This is a genomic window from Aeromonas sp. 604282, from assembly GCF_049170575.1.
Classification (GTDB): Bacteria; Pseudomonadota; Gammaproteobacteria; order Enterobacterales; family Aeromonadaceae; genus Aeromonas; species Aeromonas veronii_A.
Map to the genome: position 1 here is coordinate 92,771 of NZ_JAAKMV010000009.1, position 21,853 is coordinate 114,623.

Sequence of the window (21,853 nt, forward strand, 5' to 3'; positions counted from 1 at the left end):
CAAACTACTATTGCCCTGTTCCTACTACGAGCGACAAGTAGTTACTTTTGAGCGCAATTCCCGGCCCTGAGCCGGGATCTTTTTTTCTGTCGTACGTCCTTCCTGCTTTTGGCGCTCTATGCTGAATCCCTGGCTATTTTTGCGTCTTCCACTTGCGATGAAATCCTGTTCGAACAGCCGGTTATTGTGGTGATAAAGTGCTCATTCAAGTGGCTCACCCTTGTAGAAATGGGCGAAACCGTGTACTTTTTTGCCTTCGCAAGATTTGAATAACCAATCAATAGGAGCGTGTATGCGCATTGTTCTGTTGGGGGCTCCGGGCGCCGGCAAAGGTACCCAGGCTCAGTTCATCATGGAAAAACACGGTATTCCCCAGATCTCCACCGGCGATATGCTGCGTGCGGCGATCAAAGCGGGCACCGAGCTCGGTCTGAAAGCCAAAGCTGTGATGGACGCAGGTCAGCTGGTCTCTGACGACATCATCATCGGTCTGGTCAAAGAGCGTATCGCTCAGCCTGACTGCGCCAAAGGCTTCCTGTTGGACGGTTTCCCGCGCACCATTCCCCAGGCGCAAGCCATGAAGGACGCCGGTGTCGTGGTTGATTTCGTGCTGGAGTTCGATGTGCCGGACGAAGAGATCGTCAAGCGCATGAGCGGTCGTCGCGTTCACTCCGGCTCCGGCCGTACCTACCACGTGGTGTTCAACCCGCCGAAAGTGGAAGGCAAGGATGACGTGACCGGTGAAGATCTGGTGATCCGCGCCGACGACGAAGAGACCACAGTACGCAAGCGTCTGGATGTATATCATCAGCAGACCGCGCCGCTGATCGGTTTCTACGGCAAAGAGGCGGAAGCGGGCCACACCCGTTATGTCAAGATCGACGGCACTCAGCCGGTTGATCTGGTCAGCAAGCAGCTTGCCACCATTCTGGGCTGATCTTTGCTGCCGGCACAGTTTCCCGTGCCATCAGATAAATAAAGAGAAGGGCCCTGTCGGGCCCTTTTTGCATAATGACAGATAGACAGGAAGCCAACGTGACCACGAAAACCGGAATATTGCTGGTCAATCTGGGTACCCCAGCCGCACCGACCACCGCTGCCGTCAAAGCGTTCCTCAGCCAGTTCCTGCACGATCCCCGTGTGGTGGACCTGCCCCGTTACCTCTGGTGTCCGCTGCTCCACTTCATCATCTTGCCGACGCGCTCGCCCAAAGTGGCCAAGCTCTATCAGCAGGTGTGGACCGAGCAGGGCTCGCCGCTGATGGTGATAAGCAAGCAGCAGCGTGCTGCGCTGGAGCAGGAGCTCAAGCGGGAGGGCGTCGATGTGCCGGTGGAGCTGGCGATGACCTATGGTTCCCCGTCAGTGAATGATGGCTGGCAGGCGCTCAAGGCCAAAGGGGTCAACCGGGTGATCCTGTTGCCGCTCTATCCGCAATATTCGGTCAGTACCACCGCCTCGGTCTTCGATGCCTGGGGCAAGGCGATGAAGAGAGAACGCAATCTGCCGGTGGTACGGCTCATTCGTGATTATCACGCCCACCCCGAATACATTCAGGCGCTGGCCATGAGCGTGCGCCGTCACTGGGAGCAGCACGGTCAGGGTGATCACCTGCTGATGTCGTTCCACGGCATTCCCGAGCGCTACGAGAACGAAGGGGACCCCTATGGTCACCAGTGTCGCCATACCGCCAGCTTGCTGGCCGAGGCGCTCGGGCTGGAGGCCGGGCAGTGGACGGCCAGTTTCCAGTCCCGCTTTGGCAAGGAGGAGTGGCTCAAGCCCTACACAGACGTGACCATCGCCGGTATGCCAGCTGCGGGCATCAAGCGGCTCGATGTGATTTGTCCTGCCTTTGCCGCCGACTGCCTCGAAACCCTCGAGGAAATTCAGGTACAGAATCGGGAGAGCTTCATGGAGGCCGGTGGCGAGCGGTTTGAATATATTCCGGCCCTCAACAGCGATCAGGCCCACATCAGGATGATGGTCTCGCTCATCTGCCGCGAATTGGCATGAGTGACCGGCAGTCAGTCAAACAAGGAGTCGAGTCATGGTACATATCACGCTGATCTACGCAGGCCTGCTTGGGCTGCTGTTTCTGGGGCTCTCCTTCTGGGTGGTCAAACGCCGCGCCCAGTTCGGGGTGATGATAGGGCAGGGGGAGGCCCCCGAGCTGCTGGCGGCGATCCGGGCCCACGGTAATTTTGCCGAGTATGTGCCGCTGACCCTGCTGCTGATGGCGCTGTGCGAGCTATCCGGTGCCGGTGCGCTTTGGCTGCATGCCGGTGGCGCCATGCTGTTGGTCGGCCGCATCCTGCATGCCATTGGCATCCAGATCCCCAAAGCCCCCAATGTGCCCCGTTTTCTGGGCACCTTGCTGTTCTGGCTAGCCCTCGGCCTCTTCTCGCTGCTGGCCCTGTTGCAGGGGATGGCGGCCGCCTGAAAACCGACGCTTTTTTATGCTATGGAATCACCCCGGGCAGGGTGGTTTTTTTATGGTGAAAAGGCAAACGTTTTTCCTTGCAAGCCTTGTCTATACTGACTCCATTATTTAAACAGGGCGACTTTTCGGGGCTGCGGATTGTGTTAAAATCCCGCCCCTCTTTCCCCCAGAGCACAGAACATTGCCATGAAATTTCCCGGTCAGCGCAAGTCCAAACACTACTTCCCTGTCGACAGACGCGATCCCCTGGTTCCGCAAAATCCCCTGTTAACCGAGCTGGGCAAAGCCTACGTCGTCGGGATTGATCAGACCCTGGTTGATATTGAAGCCCATGTGGATGAAGACTTTCTGACCCGTTATGGTCTGAGCAAGGGGCACTCCGTCGTCATCAATGACGACGTGGCCGAACGGATTTATGACGAGCTCAAGGCCAACAACATGGTAGTGAGCGAGTTTGCCGGTGGCACCATTGGCAACACGGTACACAACTACTCGGTACTGGCCGACTCCCACTCCATCCTGCTGGGTGTGATGAGTCAGGATATTCGTATCGGCTGCTACGCCTACCGTTATCTGTGCAACACCTCTTCCCGCGTCAATCTGGACTATCTGCAGCCGGTGGATGGCCCCATCGGCCGTTGCTTCACTTTCATTACCGAGTGCGGCGAGCGCAGCTTCGGTATCAACGCCGGCAAGATGAACCAGCTGGATGTGCAGCACATTCCGGAGGATGTGATCAAAGGGGCGTCTGCCCTGGTGATCACCGCCTATCTGGTACGTGGTGACGATGGTGATCCGATGAAAGAGGCGGCCATGACCGCGGTGCGTTATGCCCGCGAGGCCGGTATTCCCGTGGTGCTGACCCTGGGCACCCGTTTCGTCATCGACGAAAACCCCCAGTGGTGGCGAGACTTCATTGCCGAAAACGTCACTGTGCTGGCGATGAACGAAGACGAAGGTGAAGCCCTGACCGGCATCGCAGATCCGCTCGGTGCGGCCGACAAGGCGCTGGATTGGGCCGATATGGTGCTCTGTACTGCTGGCCCCATCGGCCTCTACATGGCGAGTTATACCGACGAGGACTACAAGCGCGAGACCACTCATACCCTGTTGCCGGGCGTTATCCCCGAGTTCAACATGTATGAGTTCAGCCGCCCGATGGCCCGCGCCAAGTGCCGTAAACCGGCCCGCATCTACTCCCACATCTCCCCGTATATGGGTGGCCCGGAGAAGATCAAGAACACCAACGGGGCAGGGGATGGCGCCCTTTCCGCCGTGCTGCACGACATGGTGGCGAACTCCTATCACCGGATGAATGTGCCCAACTCCGCCAAGCACATCTCCGAGTTCCTGACTTACTCCTCACTGGCCCAGGTGTGCAAATATGCCAACCGCGTCAGCTACGAGGTGTTGGCCCAGAGCAGCCCACGTCTCTCCCGCGGTTTGCCGGAGAAAGAGGACAGCCTGGAAGAGGTTTACTGGGAGCGTTGATCTCCTGAATCTGCAAGACGCCTCCATCGGGAGGTGTTTTTGCAGGCAAATGGGAGTTATCCCGGCTTTTTTCCCGGAATAACCCCAATATGCTTGAGTCCATGTCACTTTTACGACACCATTTGGCCATCGTATTGTCGCCCGACAATGCCGCAGCATCCGAAAGAAAGAGAGAATCCCATGAGCATGCTTAACGACAACCTTGACGCCAATTTCCAACTGTTTATCGAACAAGTCCGCGAGTCGGGTCAGGTGTGGGGTCTGCGCTATGGGGAAGACTGGGTCGTCTGCCGCTCCGCCGAATTTGAAGATGCCGACGTGATGCCGCTCTGGTCTGCCGAAGAGGACGCTCGTCTGCACTGTGTTGACGAGTGGGCCGATTACGAGCCGGAAGTGATCGATCTGGAAGAGTTTCTCGATATCTGGATCAACGATCTGGATGAAGATGATGTACTGGTTGGCCCGAACTGGAACGCCGACCTGGAAGGTCAGGAGCTCGAACCCATCGAGCTGGCCAAGGCACTGGTTGAACTGGACGCCTGAAAGCGCCTCCATTGATGGCCTGAACGCACAGGCCATCGGGACAAAGACCGGCATCCGTGAGGGTACCGGTCTTTTTTATGGTCGAATGGTCCGATTGATGAGTTAAAAGCCGATTTGCCTTTGCACCTGTCAGGGGGATGGTCCATCATCAACCTTTTGCCAAGGGAGGAGCGCCATGTTTGTATTCGACGTAACGGGAGCTGCGGGTGAGAAGGCCAGCATTCGGGTGCAGGCGCTGGATTGGGCGCAAGCCGGACCAGTGACCTTCCAGTGCGATGACGATCAGCTGGCGGTCGTGCTTCTGAGCGGTTGTCGTTGCGATGCAGTGGGCTTTTTCAACCTGTTGGCGGGGTGCAAACCCCTCTATATCGAGCAGTGGCTCAGCTATCTGCAGGAGAGTGGTCGCATTGGCAAGTGGAGTCACCAGACCGAGAGTCCCGCCGATGGTGACTATCTGGCCAGAGCCGGTCTGGAGCACGATGAGCTCAATACCCTGCTTGGCCAGGTCTATCAGGTGGCGGGGTTCAACCGGTTGCAGATCAACCGTTACCTCAAAAATCGCCACAACCCCACCACCCTGGCAACCCGTTACGATCAGAAAGAGCTGGAGCGCTATCGCCAGCTCAATGACATCATTCTGACCCTGTTGAAGCTGAAGCATCCTCAGTAAAGAGCCCCAGCTGGCTGATATCCGGTCGCAACGGTTGCGGCCGGGCGATCAGATAGCCCTGCAAGCCATCCACGTACATCCCCTGCAGCAGCTGTTTCTGGCCAAGCTGTTCCACCCCCTCTGCAATCACCTGACACCCCATCCGATGCGATACATCGACGATCATTCGCACGAACTGCTGGTTGGTCTGATCCTGCTCCAGTCCGGTGATCAGGGCAGGGTCCAGCTTGATGTAGTCGGGCTTGAGCTCGCGAAACAGGGTAAAGGAGCCGATCCCCTTGCCGAAATTGGCGATCGCCGAGCGGCTGCCATTGCGGCGCAGCAGTTCAAATACCCGCTTGGCACCGGTCAGGTTGCGTTCCAGATGCTCTTCATCCAGTTCGAACACCAGATTGGCGCTGGTATTGGGATCTTTGAGCAACTGGCGGTCAAGCCAGATCAGGAAGGCGCTGTTTTGCAGCAGGTTGGGGGAGAGGTTGATCCCCCAGCGACTCTGGTTGGCACCAAAGGCCCGGTACTGGCGCATGATGTGGGTAATGACCAGCTGCTCCAGCCGCATCACCATATCCAGCCGCTGGGCCATGGCAAACAGGGTGTCGGTGGGCAGGGCAGTGCCATCATTGCCGCTGAAGCGGGTGTAGATCTCGTTGTAAGCCAGCATGCTGCGGTGCAGGGGCAGGATCGGCTGATAAGTGAAGCTGAGCCGCTCCTGTGCCAGCACTTCAGTCAGCACCTCGCGCCAGTGATGTTGTCCCTGCAGATCGGAGACGCTGTCATCCTGCTGGATGGCCCAGCCGTTGATGGTTTCGGTTTGGGCGCGGGCCAGCGCCAGATCTGCTCTGGCCAGCACGGCTTCGATTTTCTGGCCGCTGCTGAGCTTGGTCAGCCCCGAGTAACCAGTGCTCTCCAGTTCATGTTGAGCCTGATATTGATCGAAAGCCACTTTCAAATCCTGTCCCAGAAGATGGGGGGGAATATTGGCCACCGGTTGCACCAGCACGGCGAAGTCAGCTCCCGAAATGCGGTAGACCTGATTGCCCGGGAAACGGCTTACCACCCGCTTGATGAGGGCTGCCATATCCTTGATGTAGGCATCGCCAGACTGGAAGCCGCGCTGGGCGTTGATCTTGCCAAGTTCAGTGGCGCGGATCAGTACCAGGGTCGCGGTCTGGGTGTCCTGATCCCGCTGCAGTAACTCGGTCATGTCGCGGCGAAATGCGTGGCGGTTGAGTAGCTGCGTCAACTCGTCGGTAGTGGCAAGATTGCTGAGTTCGGTCAGCTGGCGATGGGCACTTTGCTCGGCGCTTTCGAACTGCTCAAGCAGCTGTTGCAGTACCTCTCGGGAGGCGGGCTCCTCGAGCAGGGAGGGATCCCGACTCCTGATGGCCTTGACCCAGGTGAGCTCCTGATGCTGGATCATGCCATCCATGGTGCGGATGGCCAGCATCAACAGCAGGATCATGCCAAGCAGTGTGGTGGCCAGAATAATGGCCAGGGTGAGCGGTGTGCTCTGAAGAGCCAACCAAACTGCTTGCAGGAGCAGCAGTGGTATGGTCACTATGGTGGCGATCATGAAAAGGGTGCGTCCAAGCTTGTGAACCATCTTGTTATCCTTGAAGTGGCTGCTTTATGAGGGAATTTTAACCAAGCTGTCGGATCAAAGCATGCTATTCCTCGCAACTCGGTGAAAAGGGTCAATTGAAATCGGTTAAATGTGAGTGAAACCACTTTCACAGGTATCGAAACAGGCGAAGATGAGTTGAAAACAGATCAAACAAGGCAGAGGTAAATCATGTTGTTAGAGCCAGAAAATAGTGCCAAAGCACGACAATTATTGAACCAGAGTATGGCACTGGTGCTGGCAGGTGGACGTGGCAGTCGCCTGAAGCAGTTGACTGACAACCGCGCCAAGCCTGCCGTCCATTTCGGTGGCAAATTCCGGATCATCGACTTTGTGCTCTCCAACTGTATCAACTCGGGGATCCGCCGCGTTGGTGTAGTCACCCAATACAAATCTCACAGTCTGCTGCGTCACCTGCAATCGGGCTGGTCCTTCCTGCGTTACCAGATGAACGAGTTCATCGACCTGCTTCCAGCCCAGCAACGGGTGGATGAGGTGCACTGGTATCGCGGCACCGCCGATGCCATCTATCAGAACGTCGATATCATTCGTGACTACGGCCCCAAATACCTGGTGGTGCTGGCTGGGGATCACATCTACAAGATGGATTATGCCGCCATGCTGCTCGACCATGTACGCCTCGGTGCCAAGGTGACGGTAGCCTGCATCGAAGTGCCGCGGGCAGAGGCATCCGCCTTCGGGATCATGGATATCGACGAGCAGCGCAAGATCCGCGCCTTCGTCGAAAAACCGGCCAATCCGCCTGCCATGCCGGGTTGCGAGGATCGCTCGCTGGCCTCCATGGGAATCTATATCTTCGAGGCGGAGTACCTCTACCAATTGCTGGAGGAGGATATTCACAATCAGGACTCCAAACACGACTTCGGAATGGATGTGATCCCCCGCATTGTGGAGGAGGGGATGGCCTTTGCGCACCCCTTCAACATGTCCTGTGTCGGGGCACGCGAGGGGCAAAAGCCCTACTGGCGTGACGTGGGTACGCTGGACTCCTTCTGGGAAGCGAACATGGATCTCGCCTCCGTGCTGCCCGAGCTCGATATCTACGATCAGAACTGGCCTATCTGGACCAGCCAGACCCTGACGCCACCGGCCAAGTTTGTGCAGGACAGAAATGGCCAGCACGGCATGACCATCAACTCCATGTTCTCGGGCGGTACCATTGTCAGCGGATCGTTTGTGCTCAATTCGGTACTCTTTACCAATGTGCGGGTGCACTCCTTCTGCACCCTGGATCAAGCCATCATCTTCCCCGGGGTCGAGATTGGCGCCGGTTGCCGTCTGCGCCGGGTGGTGGTGGATAAAGGGTGTGTGCTGCCCGATGGACTGGTGGTGGGCGAGAATGCCGATGAGGATAGCCGCCGCTTCTACCGCTCCGAGCAGGGGATTGTGCTGGTGACCAAGGAGATGCTGGACAAGCTGGTTTGAGGAAAGCCCTTGAAACTGTGTCAGACGCTGTAATGCAAAGGGAGCCAAGTTGGCTCCCTTTTTCATGCTGGTGAATGGCGAGGATTATTCGCTAACCACCGCTTTGGCGGCCATCACCATGGCGGTGCCGTGCTTGCCACCGGCGGCGGTCACTTGCGGTACGCCATCTTCATCGGTATCGCTGCCGGCACCTTCGATGATGTTCTCGCCGGAGTCGCCGATCCACTCGGCCATCTGCATGCCACCATTGACGGTGCCACGGAACCAGCTGACGTACTGACCGGTCAGTTTGGCCAGCTCCAGCTCGGGCGCCTTCTCGGCACCTTCGTTGCGCAGGTTCAGCATTGCAGAGCGCAGGGCGCCAGAGATGGCCGCCTGGGTCCAGGGAGTGTATTCACCCTGTTTACCCGCCAGCCAGGTGCCCGCCTTGGCATTGAAGTAGGCCTTGTCGGCAGCGATAAACAGCTCGCGGGCGGCGGTGCGGTACTTGGCATCGGAGGTAACGAGGAAGGCGGCCGTCAGACCGCGGATAGCGGCGAACTGCGCATCGATGGAGTAGCCGGCATCGAGCTTGCCACCCAGGGTTATGCCGTCATGCACCAGACCATTTTTGCCCTTGAGGTTGGCAAGGATGAAATCGGCCTGCTTGCGGATCAAGTCGAGCGCCTGTTGACCCTGCTTGGTCTTGAGGTTCAGCTCGCCATTGTCACCGGCGGCGTAACCGACCGGCAGCGCGTCCTGAGCGCGCTGGAAGATCTGCAGGGCGACCAGTGCGTAAGCGGCGTCAAAGGTGGTGACGTGTTTGCCCTGTTTGCCTGCCTGCCAGCTGTCGACCAGGGTGCCAGCCTTGGCATCAAAGTGCAGGGCCGCCAGGTTCTTGAAGGTGAGGTTGGAGAGATTGATCGCCAGCGAGAAGGCATCGCTGCCCGCAACGGCTTTGCCCAGGTCATTGGTCTTGTTGGCAGCCGGTGCGGCGGCAAACGGCGCACCGTCAAACACGGCGTGGAAGGCCGGGTTCTGGTTGGTGTTAGCGCTGCGCTGATCGCTGAAGGCATAGAACTCGGAGAGCGGCCACAGCATCATCCAGGCATCGCGCAGCTGGGCGGAACCATCCACCACCTCCAGCTTACCGATGGCGCCGGCATCGTTGTTGCTGGTTTCGGTCACTTTCACCTGATGGGGGAAGTAAATCACGCCCTTGGCCGGATCGTACTGCGGGGTGATCTTGGCGCCCAGTTGCTTGCCGTCGAAGCCAAGCTGGTTCTGCATGATGGCCAGCTTGTCGATGGATTGCTCGGTCAGCATCATGCCGTTGAAGCCGTCGGCGGCAGAGACGCCCAGCTTGTGCTTGCCATCCTGATCCATGGTGGCGGAGGCGGCTTCTACCTCTTCATCGGTCTCGGCCACGTGCATGCCGCCGAGGAAGTCTTGCGACCACATCACCTCTTTGAGCAGGATGCCGCCCACGGCTGCGGGTACCAGCAGGTTGTCACTGCCGCTCCAGCGCAGGGTGCTGTAGTCACGGAAGTAGGCGGGCACCTGGGTCTTGACGGTCTTCTCGGTCCCTTTGGCGGTCTTGATGGTGATCTGATCGCCATTGACCGGAGTGGCGTTGACGGCCTGGGCAAACTCTGGATTGGCGGAGGCGTAGGGCAGGGAGAGGGGATACATGCCTTGCGGCACTTCATCGGCCGGGAAGCCGACCGCATCGGCCATGGCCAGCACCCGTTGCCCCAGAGAGGCCATGGTGCCACCACGGGCCAGGTTTTGCGGCCCGTTCACCAGATGCGGGCCCATGCCGGATTGGTAGTTGAGGGCGTACATCGCCTCTTCGGAGTATTCGTAGGATTCGATGCCGGCAGCGAAGTCGAACGGGGTCGGTTCATCGGCACGGTTGGCATCCAGCACATCCAGATCCAGCCCCAGTGCTTCGGCTAGCGGCTCGCCAGAGAGCTCGAATTCGGTATAGGCCAGCATGTTGGCGGCGGTATTGAATGTCTTGTCTTCGACCTTGACGGCAGCGTGTGCGGCGCCGCTGAGCAGTGCGCAGGCGATCGCCTGAACCAGTACGGTTTTTCTCATGTCCCTTCTCACCATTGGTTGGTTTTATTATTGACGCTTCTCATGACGAATCTAAATGAGAATGGTCTGCATTATGCTGTGTTGGAGGGGACTTGAGAAGTAAAAACCGCCCCATTCGGCTGCACGTTAAACCGGATGTGCGTTGTCGAAGAGGGCGGTTATCTGTTTATTGCGATGAAAGTGCCAGTGCGGCGGTGATCAGAGCACCTTGAACGGGATGACCAGACGGCCCGGCTCTACCTTGAGGGCTTCAACCTTGTCCTTGATCCTGGCTTCGTTCTTGCGGCTGCTGTCGAGGCGGTAGACCGGGGTCTGCGACAGGAACAGGGAGAGCGACTGATTGAAGGTGGGCAGCAGCGGGGTGAGGGCGGCCCCGATATCGGCCGGCTCGGTCTTGACCGAGATCAGTTCAAGGTCGCGCAGATAGATGGCGCCCTGCTCGGCCACATAGTCGGGGCGGGCACTCAGGGCAAAGCGGATCTTCATCTGCTGGCTGCCAAGGGGGCTGCTCACCTGCAGGTCGCCAGCGGCGTCCAGCTCGATGCGATCTGCTTGTTTGCGGCCGATACGGCTCTGCATCTCATCCAGACGGATCTTGCTCGACATGATGCCGGGGATCCCCAGCTGTTTTTCAAAAGAGACCTGATCTTTGAGGTACTGGTTGATTTCGGCCTCGCTGACATTGTACTGGGTCAGGGAGCAGGCCCCCAGCAGCAGGGCGAGGGGGAGTAACAACAGCTGTTTCAACATGATGGATTCCGCTTGGACAAATATTATGGCGCTATCTTACGCGATAACGGGCGTGGAATGAGAGCCTCATACCGTGGGAAATCACGGTCTTGCTGCATTCCCGATTGTTTTTTGGCAACCGCCGGGTTCATCATCGATGGGTGAGCGGAATAAGGCAGAGCTGTTTGCTGCGGGCATGGGTCTACGCCTGAGCAGAGAGAAGAGAACAGAGAGCGAGAAGAGCACAGAGAACGAGGAGAGCGCAATGGTTCGGATGGGCAAGGTTGGCCGCAGGGCGCTGCTGTGGCTTGGCTGCATGATGGGGCTCTGGAGCCCATCGCTGTGGGCCGAGGTGAAAGTGATCCCGGTCTTCGAGGCGCAGGCGGCGGTGCAGACCCTCAAGGAGATCTATCCCCAGCTTGGGGTAAGCGCCATGGGTAACCAGCTGGTGCTGAGCGGAACGCCAGCCCAGCTGCAGGAGGCCGAAGCCACGTTGGCGCAGATCAACCAGCCGCCGCAAAGCCTGCTTATCGAGTGGCGGGTGGATGGGGCTGCCAGCGGTCAGCAACTGGGGGGCTCAATCAGTCGCGACGAGGCCAAGCGGCAGTGGCTGCTCGATGGCAATGCCCAGCAGTATCAGCGCAGCCAGAACGACAGTTGGCAGGTGCGCGGGCTGTCGGGTCGTCCCGTGCTGCTGCAGATGGGCTCCTATCAGCCGGTGACCTTCTATCAGTGGAACGGGGGCGCCGTGGTGGGGATGATGCCGCTGGTGAATGGCCTCTATGCTACGGCCACCTTGATTGGCGATCGGGTGCAGATTGCGCTCAGCAGCGAACAGGCGAGGCTGGATCAGGGCACCATCAATCGTGGGCAGAGTGCCACCGAGGTCAGTGGAGCCCCTGGCCAGTGGCTGACGGTGGGGGAGCTCTCGACCAGCTCGGCAGATCAAGGGAGCCGCCTCGGTACCCAGCTACAGGGAGCGCGAGGCAGCCAGAGCGAGCGCCAGACCCTGCAGATCCGGGTCACCCGCCAATAAGTAATTCACCCTGTTTTGTCATGCCCGACTTTCTGGGAAACAGCCTGCTCGTAAGCATGTAGTCAACTGAGCTGGCCGGGTAGGAATCAGAGTCATCATCGAGTCGGGTTGAGACTGAGCGAAAACAGGGAATCTGGATTGCGAGCAGCCAAGGATGATGGGAAAGCGAGATACGTTTGAGGCAAACAACAGCAGATACGAAAAAGCCCAGCCAAAAGGCTGGGCTTTAGAATTTGGCTCCCTCGACAGGACTTGAACCTGTGACATACGGATTAACAGTCCGCCGTTCTACCGACTGAACTACGAGGGAAAAGTGGCTCCTCCTACTGGACTTGAACCAGTGACATACGGATTAACAGTCCGCCGTTCTACCGACTGAACTAAGGAGGAATTGCCTGTCTCGTCAAGACGGGGCGAATATTAATGACCAGGGCGACGGGTGTCAACCCGCGAATTTACCGAAAACCGGATTTTCGGACTGTTTGCCCAAAAGTTGCGCTTTGCGGTTTATTTTCAGCACAATCAGTCCCTTGTCATCGCTCCCCCCAACCGGCCCAGGGGTTATTGGCTCGGTTCGCATCAACCTGATGATGCCAGCATGATGTCGCGAACGTGCTGGTAACCAGGCGAGGCTCAAATGGTAATCTTTGTGGCTAAAAGGGGGAGAGCTGGAGTCAAGATCGGCGATTTGGCGGTAAATGGGCCAAATCATGGGGCAGAGTGCTTTTCATTGATCCTGCCCATCGAAAAAATGGCCCGTCTGGAGTAAGGTTACGCAGGATACCATCGCCGCGTCGACAGCCCTGCCGGCCCTTGATGATGATCGGGCGCCGGATCTCTCCGGCCTTTATCTCCCTCTTCTGGTATTACGATATACATGCACAAGCAAGCCTCTTTAAATAGCGTGAAGCTCGCCATAGCCTTACGCCAGTCCTGTATTGATGAACCCTATAGCATGGCCCGCTTCGGCCGTGATCTTATCGCCGGTGTGACGGTGGGCATCATCGCCATCCCGCTCGCCATGGCACTGGCCATCGCCAGCGGTGTGCCGCCGCAACACGGTCTCTATACCGCCATCATTGCCGGAATCGTGATCGCCGTAACCGGTGGATCCCGCTACTCCATCTCCGGCCCGACCGCTGCCTTTGTCGTGATCCTCTATCCGGTTGCCCAGCAGTTCGGGGTTGGCGGTCTGTTGATGGCGACGCTCATCTCAGGCCTCTTTCTGGTGGCGATGGGGATGGCCCGTCTTGGCCGCCTTATCGAGTACATTCCTCCGTCAGTGACGCTGGGCTTTACCGGTGGTATCGCCATCGTGATCGCCACCTTGCAAATCAAGGACTTCTTTGGCCTGAGCGTGCCCGAGATGCCGGAAACCTATTTGGGCAAGGTCGAAGCGTTGGCCGCCGCCCTGCCAAGCTGGCAGTGGGGCGATACCCTGGTGGGGGTCGCAACACTGGCCGTGCTGCTGCTCTGGCCACGCCTGCGTCTGCCGGTGCCTGGCCACCTGCCCGCGGTGCTGGTCGGGGTGGGTCTGGGTTTTGGCCTCCATTACTTTGGGGTGGATGTGGCCACCATCGGCAGCAAGTTCAGCTATACCCTGGCCGACGGCACTCAAGGGATGGGGATCCCGCCCATCGCGCCGACCCTGGTGATGCCCTGGGCCTTGCCCGGACCTGATGGCTTGCCGGTTGAATGGAACCTGGCAGCTGTTGAGCGGCTGCTGCCTGCTGCCTTCTCCATGGCGATGCTGGGGGCGATCGAATCGCTGCTCTGCGCCGTGGTGCTCGATGGGATGACCGGTCGCAAACACAGCTCCAATGCCGAGCTGGTGGGGCAGGGGCTTGGCAACATCTTCGCCCCCTTCTTTGGCGGCATTACCGCTACCGCCGCCATCGCCCGCTCTGCCGCCAACGTGCGTGCCGGCGCTACGTCCCCCATCTCGGGGATCGTGCATGCGCTGGTGGTGCTGGCAGCCATTCTGGTGCTGGCCCCCTGGCTCTCCTGGTTGCCGCTCTCGGCCATGGCTGCCTTGCTGCTCATCGTAGCCTGGAACATGAGTGAAGCGCACAAGGTGGTGGAGCTGATCCGTCGCGCGCCCAAATCCGATGTGCTGGTGCTGCTGGTCTGCCTGTCACTCACCGTCATTTTCGACATGGTCATCGCCATCACTTTCGGGGTGATCCTGGCGTCCCTGCTCTTTATGCGCGAAATCGCCAAGATGACCAAACTGCACGATTTGGCCGAGCACAAACGCTATGCCCACGAGGTGCCGGACAACGGCCTGCTCTACAAGATCAACGGCCCGCTCTTCTTCGCAGCGGCCGAACGGGTCTTTGCCGAGCTGGAAGCGCAAGTGAAAGGACACCAGGTGCTGGTGTTGCAGATGGAGGCGGTTTCCATCATCGATGCGGGCGGTCTGTCTGCCTTCCTCCACTTTGGCAAGCAGATGGCCAAAGCCGGTGTCGAGTTGCGGGTGGCCGAGTTGCAGTTCCAACCGCTCAAGACCCTGGCTCGCGCCAAGGTGCGACCGCAACCCGGCACGCTGGAATTCTACGGTTCACTGGAAGAGGCGCTCAAAGGTGAACATTTGCACGAAGCGGCAGTAAATTGATTGAAAGGGATACGAAACGGCATATTTTTGGTCATTTTGTTCGGATATTGAGCAAATGAACGCAAAAAGTAAAAAATTGCATTGACCAAAAGCCATCGTATCCCTTACATTACGCCCCGTCGCCGCGGCATGGTCCGCCAGCGAATGTGCAGCTCAAGCACACAAAGCAGTGAGCAAAAATTTGGTGAGGTGTCCGAGTGGCTGAAGGAGCACGCCTGGAAAGTGTGTATACGGCAACGTATCGAGGGTTCGAATCCCTCCCTCACCGCCAAATTGAAAAGCCCTGATGGAAACATCAGGGCTTTTCTTTATATGCGATTTTTGATATGTCCTCTGCTCATCATCTCTCATGCAATCTATTACTTGAGTAATCAGATTCTTGTTGCGATGTACCCGTTTGCGATTGGTATTGATGCCAACGTGCGTTGTGATAGTGATAATCTCTTTTTTGTGCAAAATATTGCGCAGCACCTGGTTTCATCCACTTCATTTGCAATCATTAGCCACCAATAATTTTGATTTGCGCAACTTTTTGCGTGAGTGAACCTTGGTGTTTGATTGTTTTGGTTGTAACCTATTGATAATAAATGAATAAAAATAATGGCATGGTCGCTGCTAAAGGTTGGTCGAGTGCTATCTCGTTTAACCAACTTATTTAGGAGCATACATATGCCAACTCCATGTTATATCAGCATCGAAGGTAAAACTCAGGGCAATATCACCGCCGGTGCCTTCACTTCCGATTCCGTCGGCAACATCTTCGTACAAGGCCACGAAGACGAGATGCTGGTACAAGAGTTCCAGCACGTTGTGACCGTCCCGACCGACCCGCAATCCGGTCAACCTGCCGGTCAGCGTGTCCATAAGCCGTTCAAGTTCACCGTTGCGCTGAACAAAGCTGTGCCGCTGATGTACAACGCGCTGGCTTCCGGCGAGATGCTGCCAAAAGTGACCCTGAAGTGGTACCGCACCTCCGTTGAGGGCAAGCAGGAGCACTTCTTCTCTACCGTGCTGACCGATGCCACCATCGTTGACATCGACTGCCAGATGCCCCACTGCCAGGACCCGGCGAAGTCTGACTTCACCCAGCTTATCCAGGTCTCTATGGCTTACCGCAAGATTGATTGGGAACACACCGTTGCCGGTACCTCTGGTGCTGATGATTGGCGTGCACCTATCGAGGCGTAATAACTCGTTTTCCTTTCTTTGTTTTAGTTTTCTGGAAGTGCTGTCCACGTGGTCCGTATCCGTAGCACGTTGATGTATCCCCAGCCTGATTAATCCCGCAGGCTGGGGCTTTTATGTTTTGCCATCCCCCTGTTCTGACGTTCGGTGCTGAGTGATGGCAAAGCACACAAGAGGTTTGAATTATGTGTCCCTCCATTGCACTGCTCGGTGATATCGGCACCGACCACGATGGCTTTCCACCGACCCCGGTGATAGCAGCCAGTCCTGACGTGTTCCTCGATGGTAAGCCTGTTGCCCGCCAGGGTGACCCGTTAGCACCCCACGACAAGCCCAACAACCCGCCGCACCCGCGCAGCATTGCCGGTGGTGTGGGTTCTGTGTTGGTGAACGGCAAGCCCATCGCCGTCACTGGCACTGCGGTGGATTGCGGTGGTGTGGTGATTGGTTCGGGTAGTGGGCAAGCAGGATAAGGAACAAGGTCATGGCACAGAGCACAGGATTACAATTTACCGTCAAGGTTGGCGCACTGGCTGACAGCACCTTTGCGGTCGCAAGCTTCAAGCTGGATGAGGGCTTGAACCGTCCCTTTAACCTCCACCTTGAGGTCGCCAGCCAGCAACCGGACATCGACTTTGGCGCCGTGCTGGACCAGCCATGCGAGCTGATGGTGTGGTACAACGGCGAGTTGCAACGCCGGGTCTGCGGGGTTGTGAGCGAGTTTGCCCAAGGGGACAGCGGCTTTCGCCGTACCCGCTATCAGCTGCAAGTCAAACCTGCTCTGTGGCGATTGGGATTGCGCCAGAGCTCCCGCATCTTCCAGGCACAGAAACCTGACGAAATCCTCTCCATTTTGCTGCAAGAACACGGCATCACCGACTACGCCTTTGCCCTGAAAAACGAACACGCCCAGCGGGAATACTGCGTTCAGTATCGCGAGACCGACCTCGATTTCTTGAACCGCCTGGCCGCCGAAGAGGGGCTCTTCTACTTCCACGAGTTTGAAGCAGGCAAGCACCGTATCGTCTTTGCCGACGATGCCGCAGCCCTGACTGCTGGCCCCGAGCTCTTCTTCAACCTCGGCAACCGCTCGCTGGAACAGGGGCCCTACGTTCGCCAGTTCCACTACCGTGAGGCGGTACGGCCAAGCGATGTAGAGCTCAAGGACTACAGCTTCAAGACGCCGGCTTATGGCCTCTCCCAGAAGAAAATGGGCGCAGAGCTCGACCATCAACGAGATACCTACCAGCACTTCGATTATCCGGGGCGCTACAAAGAGGACCCGAGCGGCAAGGCCTTTGCCCAGCACCGGCTCGATGCGCTGCGCAATGACGCGGTGGCGGGCAGTGGCAAATCCAACAGCGCAGCCCTCTTGCCGGGACAAAGCTTCGCGCTGACCGAACACCCCAATGGCAACCTCAATACCGACTGGCAAATCGTTCATATCTGCCATACCGGTGAACAACCGCAGGCGCTGGAGGAAGAGGGGGGCAGTGGCCCGACCGTCTACCACAACGAATTTGGCGTAGTGAAAGCGAGCACCACCTGGCGCGCCCGTATCGGCAGCCCCGAGGCACCCCATAAGCCGATGGTGGATGGCCCGCAAATCGCCATGGTGGTGGGCCCGGAAGGGGAAGAGATTTACTGCGACGAACATGGCCGGGTCAAACTGCAATTCCCGTGGGACCGCTACGGCAGCTCCAACGACCAGAGCTCCTGCTGGGTGCGGGTGAGCCAGGGCTGGGCCGGCGGTCAGTACGGCATGATGGCCATCCCGCGTATCGGCCACGAGGTGATTGTCTCGTTTCTGGAAGGAGACCCCGACCAGCCCATCGTAACCGGTCGCACCTACCACGCCACCAATCGGCCACCGTATGAGTTGCCCGCCAACAAGACTCGTACCGTGCTGCGCACCGAGACCCACCAGGGCGAGGGCTTTAACGAGCTGCGTTTTGAAGACCAGGCGGGGCAGGAAGAGATTTACCTCCACGGTCAGAAAGACCTGAACGTCCTTATCGAAAACGATGCGGCCTGGCATATCAAGCACGACGAGCACCGCGATATCGACAACGAGCGGGTCACCCGTATCAAGGCCAACGACCACCTGACGGTGGAGGGTGAGAAGCGCGACCACATCAAGGCGGACTATTCGCTGACGGTCGATGCTTCCCTGCACCAGAAGCTGGCCCAGTCGCTGCTGGTTGAGGCTGGGCAAGAGATCCACATCAAGGCCGGTAACAAGATTGTGCTGGAAGCAGGCTCCGAGCTGACCCTCAAAGTCGGCGGCAGCTTTGTGAAGGTTGACCCCAGTGGCGTCACCCTGGTCGGTCCCACTATCAAGATGAATTCTGGCGGCAGTCCCGGCTCGGGCTCCGGTTGGGCGGGTCAAATGCCCGGCTTGCCGGGGGCGGTCAAGGTACCACCCGCGCCTCCAGCGACTATCCCTGCGAGCGCGATTCAAAAGAGCATGGAATCCATGGCCCCGTTGGTGAAGCCCTGCCCCTTTGCCCAGGGAGGTAAGGCATGACCTTTCAAGAGTGGCGTAGCCAACACCCCGGCCAACTGTTTGCCATCGTTGATGCCGCGCTCGATACCACCGCCGTGGCGGACTACTGCAACCAAGGTGGTGCCAATGCCATCCCCTTGTTTGCCGGTACGGCCTTCGCGAACCAAGCCGAACAAGGCCCCTGGCTACTGCCCGACCCAGCTCCTGAGTTTATTGCGGCTCACCCGCAACTGGGGGGCGTCTACGTCACAAGCGATGCGGCTATCGATGTCGTCCAGCAGCACTGGCAAAGCCTGATAGAGGTGGCTTGTGAAGGTGAGGTGATGTGGCTGCGTTATGCCGATAACCGGGTCTTTCCCAAGATGCTGGCCACCATGAGCCAGCAGGAACTCGATGATGTCCTGGGGCCCTGCTCAAGCCTGTGGGCCACCGACAGTGTGTGGCAACGCACGCCTGATAACGAATTCACTCCCCGCCAAGCCCCCTGGTTTCGCATTCAGCCTCACAATCTGGCGCCGCTGTATGACGAAAGCCGTCACGCCTACACCCTCTCTCGTCACTTCTGGCAACGGATGGAGGAGATGATGACGCGTCATCCCAATCCGGAAGCCGCCATTACCACTGTCCTCAAGCAGGCCAATCAAGCTGGGCTGACAGGCGACGTCCTTGATGGCGTGGTAGCTGGTGCGCTCACGATACAGGCAAGCATGGCGCTGGATGCCATCAGAGCGCCGTTGATGCTGACCGATGACGAAATGGCTCAGGTGAATAACTGGCTGAACAAACACCCTGACTTGATAGGAGCTGTGTAATGGCTATCAGTGCCCACTGCATACCCTGTGAAAAGTACAACTGCTGGATTGAGATAGACGTTCGCGACGAACAGAACCGCTCGTTCAAGGGGCAAAAGGCCACCTTGACCGATGCCACTGGCACCAGCAAAACCGTGACTCTGAAAGATGGCCCAACCCTGGTTGAAGGCTTTGCGGTGGGGCCGGTGACGGTCAAGTTCGAGACCCAGCCTTGGCTCAAAGCCGCTCAATCTCGTGAAGCCCTGAAAGAGGGCGAAACCAGCCAGGTTCCCGCCTACACCGAGAAATTTTGGGGGCACTGTGACGTGAAGCGCGAGCATGTCAAAGTGACCACCGGCGACCTCTGCCTCAGCGACCCAGAACAGCCGCTACCGGAAGCGCACAAAGCCGGGGCCCAACCACCGCGCTTTATCACCAAGCACTCCTACGTGATTGAAGTGAAGGGCTATCAGCTCACCACCCTGCGTATCGGGGTGTTCTTTGATGGCACCGCCAACAACACCTTCAAACACAGGGAAGGGAAAAGTGCATTGGAGACTGCCTTGGCGCAATGCAGCCCGGAAGAGCAGCAGGTATTGCTGGAGCAGTGTTTTGAAGGGGCGTTGCCTGATGATCTTAATAACAGCGAGAAAAACGATGTCACCAATATTGGCAAGGCACATGAACTGTATAGACGGCCAACCGAAACAGAGCTGACAGTAGCGGTATATGTTGAAGGTATTGGCACTGCCAAAGGTGAGGATGACGCCACAGCAGGGTTGGGGGCAGATAAGGGCCAGACCTCCAGCGCTTCCCGTGTCGAAGAGGCTTGTCGTACTCAAATTGTTGCGGAGATAAAAGAACAACTTGAAAGCATATTGCCCACCATTGAGTGCATCCATAAGGTCGAGTTCGATGTTTTTGACTTTAGCCGGGGCGCCTCTGCTGCTCGCCAGTTTGTAAACCGTATAGATAAGAAAGGGGACCACCCACTGGTGGAGGCCATGGCTGCTGACCCCCGATATCCCCTTGAAGACCGGCTTTGATTGGGCCAGCCGCGATGATGTGCGTATTCAGTTTGTCGGGTTATTTGATACCGTGGTCAGCTCCTATCTGTGGGGTAAACGTAATGTGACGCTAGCCCCTGACTGTGCCGAACGCGTGGTGCATATCGTTGCTGCCGATGAGTGGCGCTATCACTTTGACTTGACCCGTATCACCGACGATGCAGCAGGCACCACACTCGCGGAGAATTTTACCGAAGTGATTATTCCCGGCGCCCACTCCGATATCGGTGGCGGCTATTACAGCCGCTGGAGTTTGCGTGATCCCAACTACGCATCACCGCTGATCACTGAAAACTGCGTGATCGCGACCTTCAATACCGATGCGATGCCACATGTTCATCCCATCGATGCCCAAGCATATCGCGATGCCAGTACTTACGCCAAGATGCGGGCTGGGCAAGGCTGGGGCAAGGGCGTTGTGTCTCTGTCTAGCCATAGTGATGCCACTCAGCTTGGTTATCTGAATGTGCGTCCCAGGGCTCTGGGGCCGATCACGGGCAGTCAATCAGGGGGCCATAGAAATATCTGCGTCGATGTGGTTCTGCACCGGGTGGTGGAGGGGGAATATTCACGCATACCGCTGCACATGATGGTAGAAGCGGCGCGTGATGCTGGAGTGCCTTTGAACAAGTGGGTATCACAAGGTGATAATGCTTACCGTTTGGATAGCGCACTTTCGTATCCCACAGTGAACTTGGCCAAACTCGATGAGCTATGGGTTGATGTGGCCAAACGGCGTGGAGAGGTGATCAACCTGGCTCGCAGCTTACCTGACGAGGTGTACCAAAAGTTGCGGCTGAGTTATTTACACTACAGCGCTGATACTGGTCTGGTTAATACCCCCAACAGGGTTAGTGATAAAGAGATCCGCAAGATGACGGGTAATAAAAAGGGAGGTTATTAATGCGCTGGATACTCTTATTGCTGCTGTTGCCGCTAGTCGCAGCCTGCCAAGCTGCCCCCACAGGCCCCAAACAACTGGACTGGCGCCATATGGTGGGTTCGAACGCTGATGAGTTATGGGTGACGGAGGTACTCTTTTATCGTCAAGGCAAGTTGGTGGATGCCTCGACCAATGGTTCTGCCGGTTTTGTCGGCCCTAAAGCTCTTAAGGCCAAAGATTATCGCTGGCGCATTGGCAAGGGGCGTCGTGATATTCACCCCGCTCCTGATAAGGTAGAGGTTGAGTGGATTTCATTCCACGATAAAAAGCGCTATCGCATTAGCCTGACCTTGCCAGCAGAGTTGGAAAGCATGATTGCGCAACCTTATCGCATCAAGGTAAGGGATGAGTGGCGTGAAGTTCGCCGAGATAACATTGGCTTAGGTATGGCCACCGGTGGCTATGTGGAAGCATTTTTAACAAACGCCAAAGTGAAGCCTGATATCTTGCTGGCTCGGGGGATTGCTAAGGAAATTCAAACCTCGCAAGACAAGGAAAATCCTGTCACCAAAGTATACAAAGAGTGGTTTGACGATTTTGACAAAGCATACGGTAATGCCTACAAGCAATACCCAGTTCCTAGCGGAATGGCTTGGGCTCCCATCATGGATGCCTATCGTGCCGCGCAACCCAAGACGGATACTGACCCTGTGCAATGATGACTTGTACGCGCTGGATTCTCTTATTGCTGC

17 protein-coding genes, 3 tRNA genes and 1 pseudogene are annotated in these 21,853 nt (G+C 57.4%); 16 read left to right on the forward strand and 5 right to left on the reverse strand.

Going from position 1 to position 21,853, the window contains the following annotated elements; all coding sequences use genetic code 11:
• Window positions 1-292: 292 nt before the first annotated feature.
• The 6 genes from adk (at window position 293) to G5367_RS12400 (ending at window position 5,141) form a co-directional block, all read left to right on the forward strand.
• Window positions 293-937, forward strand: coding sequence for an adenylate kinase (adk, locus tag G5367_RS12375; RefSeq protein ID WP_005337083.1), 645 nt, complete (start codon window positions 293-295; stop codon window positions 935-937).
• Window positions 938-1,035: 98 nt separating this feature from the next.
• Window positions 1,036-2,010 carry a ferrochelatase gene (gene hemH / locus G5367_RS12380; RefSeq protein WP_368215929.1) on the forward strand — a complete coding sequence of 325 codons (975 nt, stop codon included), beginning with the start codon at window positions 1,036-1,038 and terminating at the stop codon, window positions 2,008-2,010.
• Between the two features lie 34 nt (window positions 2,011-2,044).
• Window positions 2,045-2,437, forward strand: coding sequence for an MAPEG family protein (locus tag G5367_RS12385; RefSeq protein WP_064336267.1), 393 nt, complete (start codon window positions 2,045-2,047; stop codon window positions 2,435-2,437).
• Between the two features lie 186 nt (window positions 2,438-2,623).
• A complete protein-coding gene (locus G5367_RS12390) occupies window positions 2,624-3,928 on the forward strand; it encodes an inosine/guanosine kinase (RefSeq protein WP_005337079.1) in 1,305 nt (434 codons plus the stop codon).
• A gap of 180 nt (window positions 3,929-4,108) precedes the next feature.
• Window positions 4,109-4,471: a DUF2750 domain-containing protein gene (locus tag G5367_RS12395; protein ID WP_005337077.1), complete on the forward strand. Its 363-nt coding sequence runs from the start codon at window positions 4,109-4,111 to the stop codon at window positions 4,469-4,471.
• 175 nt (window positions 4,472-4,646) lie between these two features.
• Complete coding sequence (locus tag G5367_RS12400; RefSeq protein WP_042055706.1) at window positions 4,647-5,141, forward strand: hypothetical protein; 495 nt, start codon at window positions 4,647-4,649, stop codon at window positions 5,139-5,141.
• On the opposite strand, the gene G5367_RS12405 is transcribed toward G5367_RS12400, so the two are convergent.
• Window positions 5,104-6,744, reverse strand: a complete 1,641-nt coding sequence (locus tag G5367_RS12405; protein WP_421244282.1) for an EAL domain-containing protein — start codon at window positions 6,742-6,744, stop codon at window positions 5,104-5,106. The two genes, G5367_RS12400 and G5367_RS12405, sit on opposite strands and share 38 nt — an antisense overlap.
• A 189-nt stretch (window positions 6,745-6,933) precedes the next feature.
• Here G5367_RS12405 and glgC point away from each other — a divergent pair, with 189 nt between their 5' ends.
• Entirely contained in the window at window positions 6,934-8,208 is a 1,275-nt protein-coding gene (gene glgC / locus G5367_RS12410; protein WP_005337070.1) for a glucose-1-phosphate adenylyltransferase, read from the forward strand.
• Between the two features lie 84 nt (window positions 8,209-8,292).
• Here the strand turns inward: glgC and G5367_RS12415 are convergent, their stop codons facing one another.
• Window positions 8,293-10,290: a hypothetical protein gene (locus tag G5367_RS12415; RefSeq protein WP_421244283.1), complete on the reverse strand. Its 1,998-nt coding sequence runs from the start codon at window positions 10,288-10,290 to the stop codon at window positions 8,293-8,295.
• Between the two features lie 198 nt (window positions 10,291-10,488).
• A complete protein-coding gene (locus G5367_RS12420) occupies window positions 10,489-11,040 on the reverse strand; it encodes a lipoprotein (protein WP_421209176.1) in 552 nt (183 codons plus the stop codon).
• A gap of 295 nt (window positions 11,041-11,335) precedes the next feature.
• Here G5367_RS12420 and G5367_RS12425 point away from each other — a divergent pair, with 295 nt between their 5' ends.
• Complete coding sequence (locus G5367_RS12425) at window positions 11,336-12,055, forward strand: hypothetical protein (RefSeq protein WP_394374037.1); 720 nt, start codon at window positions 11,336-11,338, stop codon at window positions 12,053-12,055.
• A gap of 234 nt (window positions 12,056-12,289) precedes the next feature.
• Here G5367_RS12425 and G5367_RS12430 read toward each other — a convergent pair.
• Together G5367_RS12430 and G5367_RS12435 are read right to left on the reverse strand one after the other, a co-directional pair.
• Window positions 12,290-12,365 (reverse strand) — tRNA-Asn (locus tag G5367_RS12430).
• A gap of 4 nt (window positions 12,366-12,369) precedes the next feature.
• Window positions 12,370-12,445 (reverse strand) — tRNA-Asn (locus G5367_RS12435).
• Window positions 12,446-12,932: 487 nt separating this feature from the next.
• Between G5367_RS12435 and dauA the strand changes: the two genes are divergently transcribed.
• The 8 genes and pseudogenes from dauA to G5367_RS12475 all read left to right on the forward strand — a co-directional run bounded on the left by dauA (window position 12,933) and on the right by G5367_RS12475 (window position 21,820).
• Complete coding sequence (gene dauA / locus G5367_RS12440) at window positions 12,933-14,669, forward strand: C4-dicarboxylic acid transporter DauA (RefSeq protein WP_421294410.1); 1,737 nt, start codon at window positions 12,933-12,935, stop codon at window positions 14,667-14,669.
• Window positions 14,670-14,852: 183 nt separating this feature from the next.
• Window positions 14,853-14,940 (forward strand) — tRNA-Ser (locus tag G5367_RS12445).
• 398 nt (window positions 14,941-15,338) lie between these two features.
• On the forward strand, window positions 15,339-15,857 hold the full coding sequence (hcp1, locus tag G5367_RS12450; protein ID WP_010634242.1) for a type VI secretion system effector Hcp1: 519 nt from the start codon (window positions 15,339-15,341) through the stop codon (window positions 15,855-15,857).
• A gap of 182 nt (window positions 15,858-16,039) precedes the next feature.
• Window positions 16,040-16,327, forward strand: a complete 288-nt coding sequence (locus G5367_RS12455; protein WP_021141173.1) for a type VI secretion system PAAR protein — start codon at window positions 16,040-16,042, stop codon at window positions 16,325-16,327.
• Window positions 16,328-16,338: 11 nt separating this feature from the next.
• Window positions 16,339-18,381 carry a type VI secretion system tip protein VgrG gene (locus G5367_RS12460; protein WP_421244285.1) on the forward strand — a complete coding sequence of 681 codons (2,043 nt, stop codon included), beginning with the start codon at window positions 16,339-16,341 and terminating at the stop codon, window positions 18,379-18,381.
• Window positions 18,378-19,172, forward strand: coding sequence for a DUF4123 domain-containing protein (locus G5367_RS12465; RefSeq protein WP_216978954.1), 795 nt, complete (start codon window positions 18,378-18,380; stop codon window positions 19,170-19,172). Before G5367_RS12460 ends, G5367_RS12465 begins: the two co-directional genes overlap by 4 nt.
• A pseudogene (locus G5367_RS12470) lies at window positions 19,172-21,122 on the forward strand (T6SS phospholipase effector Tle1-like catalytic domain-containing protein). Before G5367_RS12465 ends, G5367_RS12470 begins: the two are co-directional and overlap by 1 nt.
• Window positions 21,122-21,820, forward strand: coding sequence for a DUF2931 family protein (locus tag G5367_RS12475; RefSeq protein ID WP_421244286.1), 699 nt, complete (start codon window positions 21,122-21,124; stop codon window positions 21,818-21,820). The pseudogene G5367_RS12470 and the gene G5367_RS12475 overlap by 1 nt, the downstream one beginning before the upstream one ends.
• Window positions 21,821-21,853 lie beyond the last annotated feature (33 nt).

Bases quoted from the DNA above. Each gene is read 5' to 3' on its own strand.
- adk (WP_005337083.1), top strand. From the start codon at position 293: ATGCGCATTGTTCTGTTGGGGGCTCCGGGCGCCGGCAAAGGTACCCAG.
- G5367_RS12385 (WP_064336267.1), top strand. From the start codon at position 2,045: ATGGTACATATCACGCTGATCTACGCAGGCCTGCTTGGGCTGCTGTTT.
- G5367_RS12390 (WP_005337079.1), top strand. From the start codon at position 2,624: ATGAAATTTCCCGGTCAGCGCAAGTCCAAACACTACTTCCCTGTCGAC.
- G5367_RS12395 (WP_005337077.1), top strand. From the start codon at position 4,109: ATGAGCATGCTTAACGACAACCTTGACGCCAATTTCCAACTGTTTATC.
- G5367_RS12400 (WP_042055706.1), top strand. From the start codon at position 4,647: ATGTTTGTATTCGACGTAACGGGAGCTGCGGGTGAGAAGGCCAGCATT.
- G5367_RS12405 (WP_421244282.1), bottom strand. From the start codon at position 6,744: ATGGTTCACAAGCTTGGACGCACCCTTTTCATGATCGCCACCATAGTG.
- glgC (WP_005337070.1), top strand. From the start codon at position 6,934: ATGTTGTTAGAGCCAGAAAATAGTGCCAAAGCACGACAATTATTGAAC.
- G5367_RS12415 (WP_421244283.1), bottom strand. From the start codon at position 10,290: ATGAGAAAAACCGTACTGGTTCAGGCGATCGCCTGCGCACTGCTCAGC.
- G5367_RS12420 (WP_421209176.1), bottom strand. From the start codon at position 11,040: ATGTTGAAACAGCTGTTGTTACTCCCCCTCGCCCTGCTGCTGGGGGCC.
- G5367_RS12425 (WP_394374037.1), top strand. From the start codon at position 11,336: ATGATGGGGCTCTGGAGCCCATCGCTGTGGGCCGAGGTGAAAGTGATC.
- dauA (WP_421294410.1), top strand. From the start codon at position 12,933: ATGCACAAGCAAGCCTCTTTAAATAGCGTGAAGCTCGCCATAGCCTTA.
- hcp1 (WP_010634242.1), top strand. From the start codon at position 15,339: ATGCCAACTCCATGTTATATCAGCATCGAAGGTAAAACTCAGGGCAAT.
- G5367_RS12455 (WP_021141173.1), top strand. From the start codon at position 16,040: ATGTGTCCCTCCATTGCACTGCTCGGTGATATCGGCACCGACCACGAT.
- G5367_RS12460 (WP_421244285.1), top strand. From the start codon at position 16,339: ATGGCACAGAGCACAGGATTACAATTTACCGTCAAGGTTGGCGCACTG.
- G5367_RS12465 (WP_216978954.1), top strand. From the start codon at position 18,378: ATGACCTTTCAAGAGTGGCGTAGCCAACACCCCGGCCAACTGTTTGCC.
- G5367_RS12475 (WP_421244286.1), top strand. From the start codon at position 21,122: ATGCGCTGGATACTCTTATTGCTGCTGTTGCCGCTAGTCGCAGCCTGC.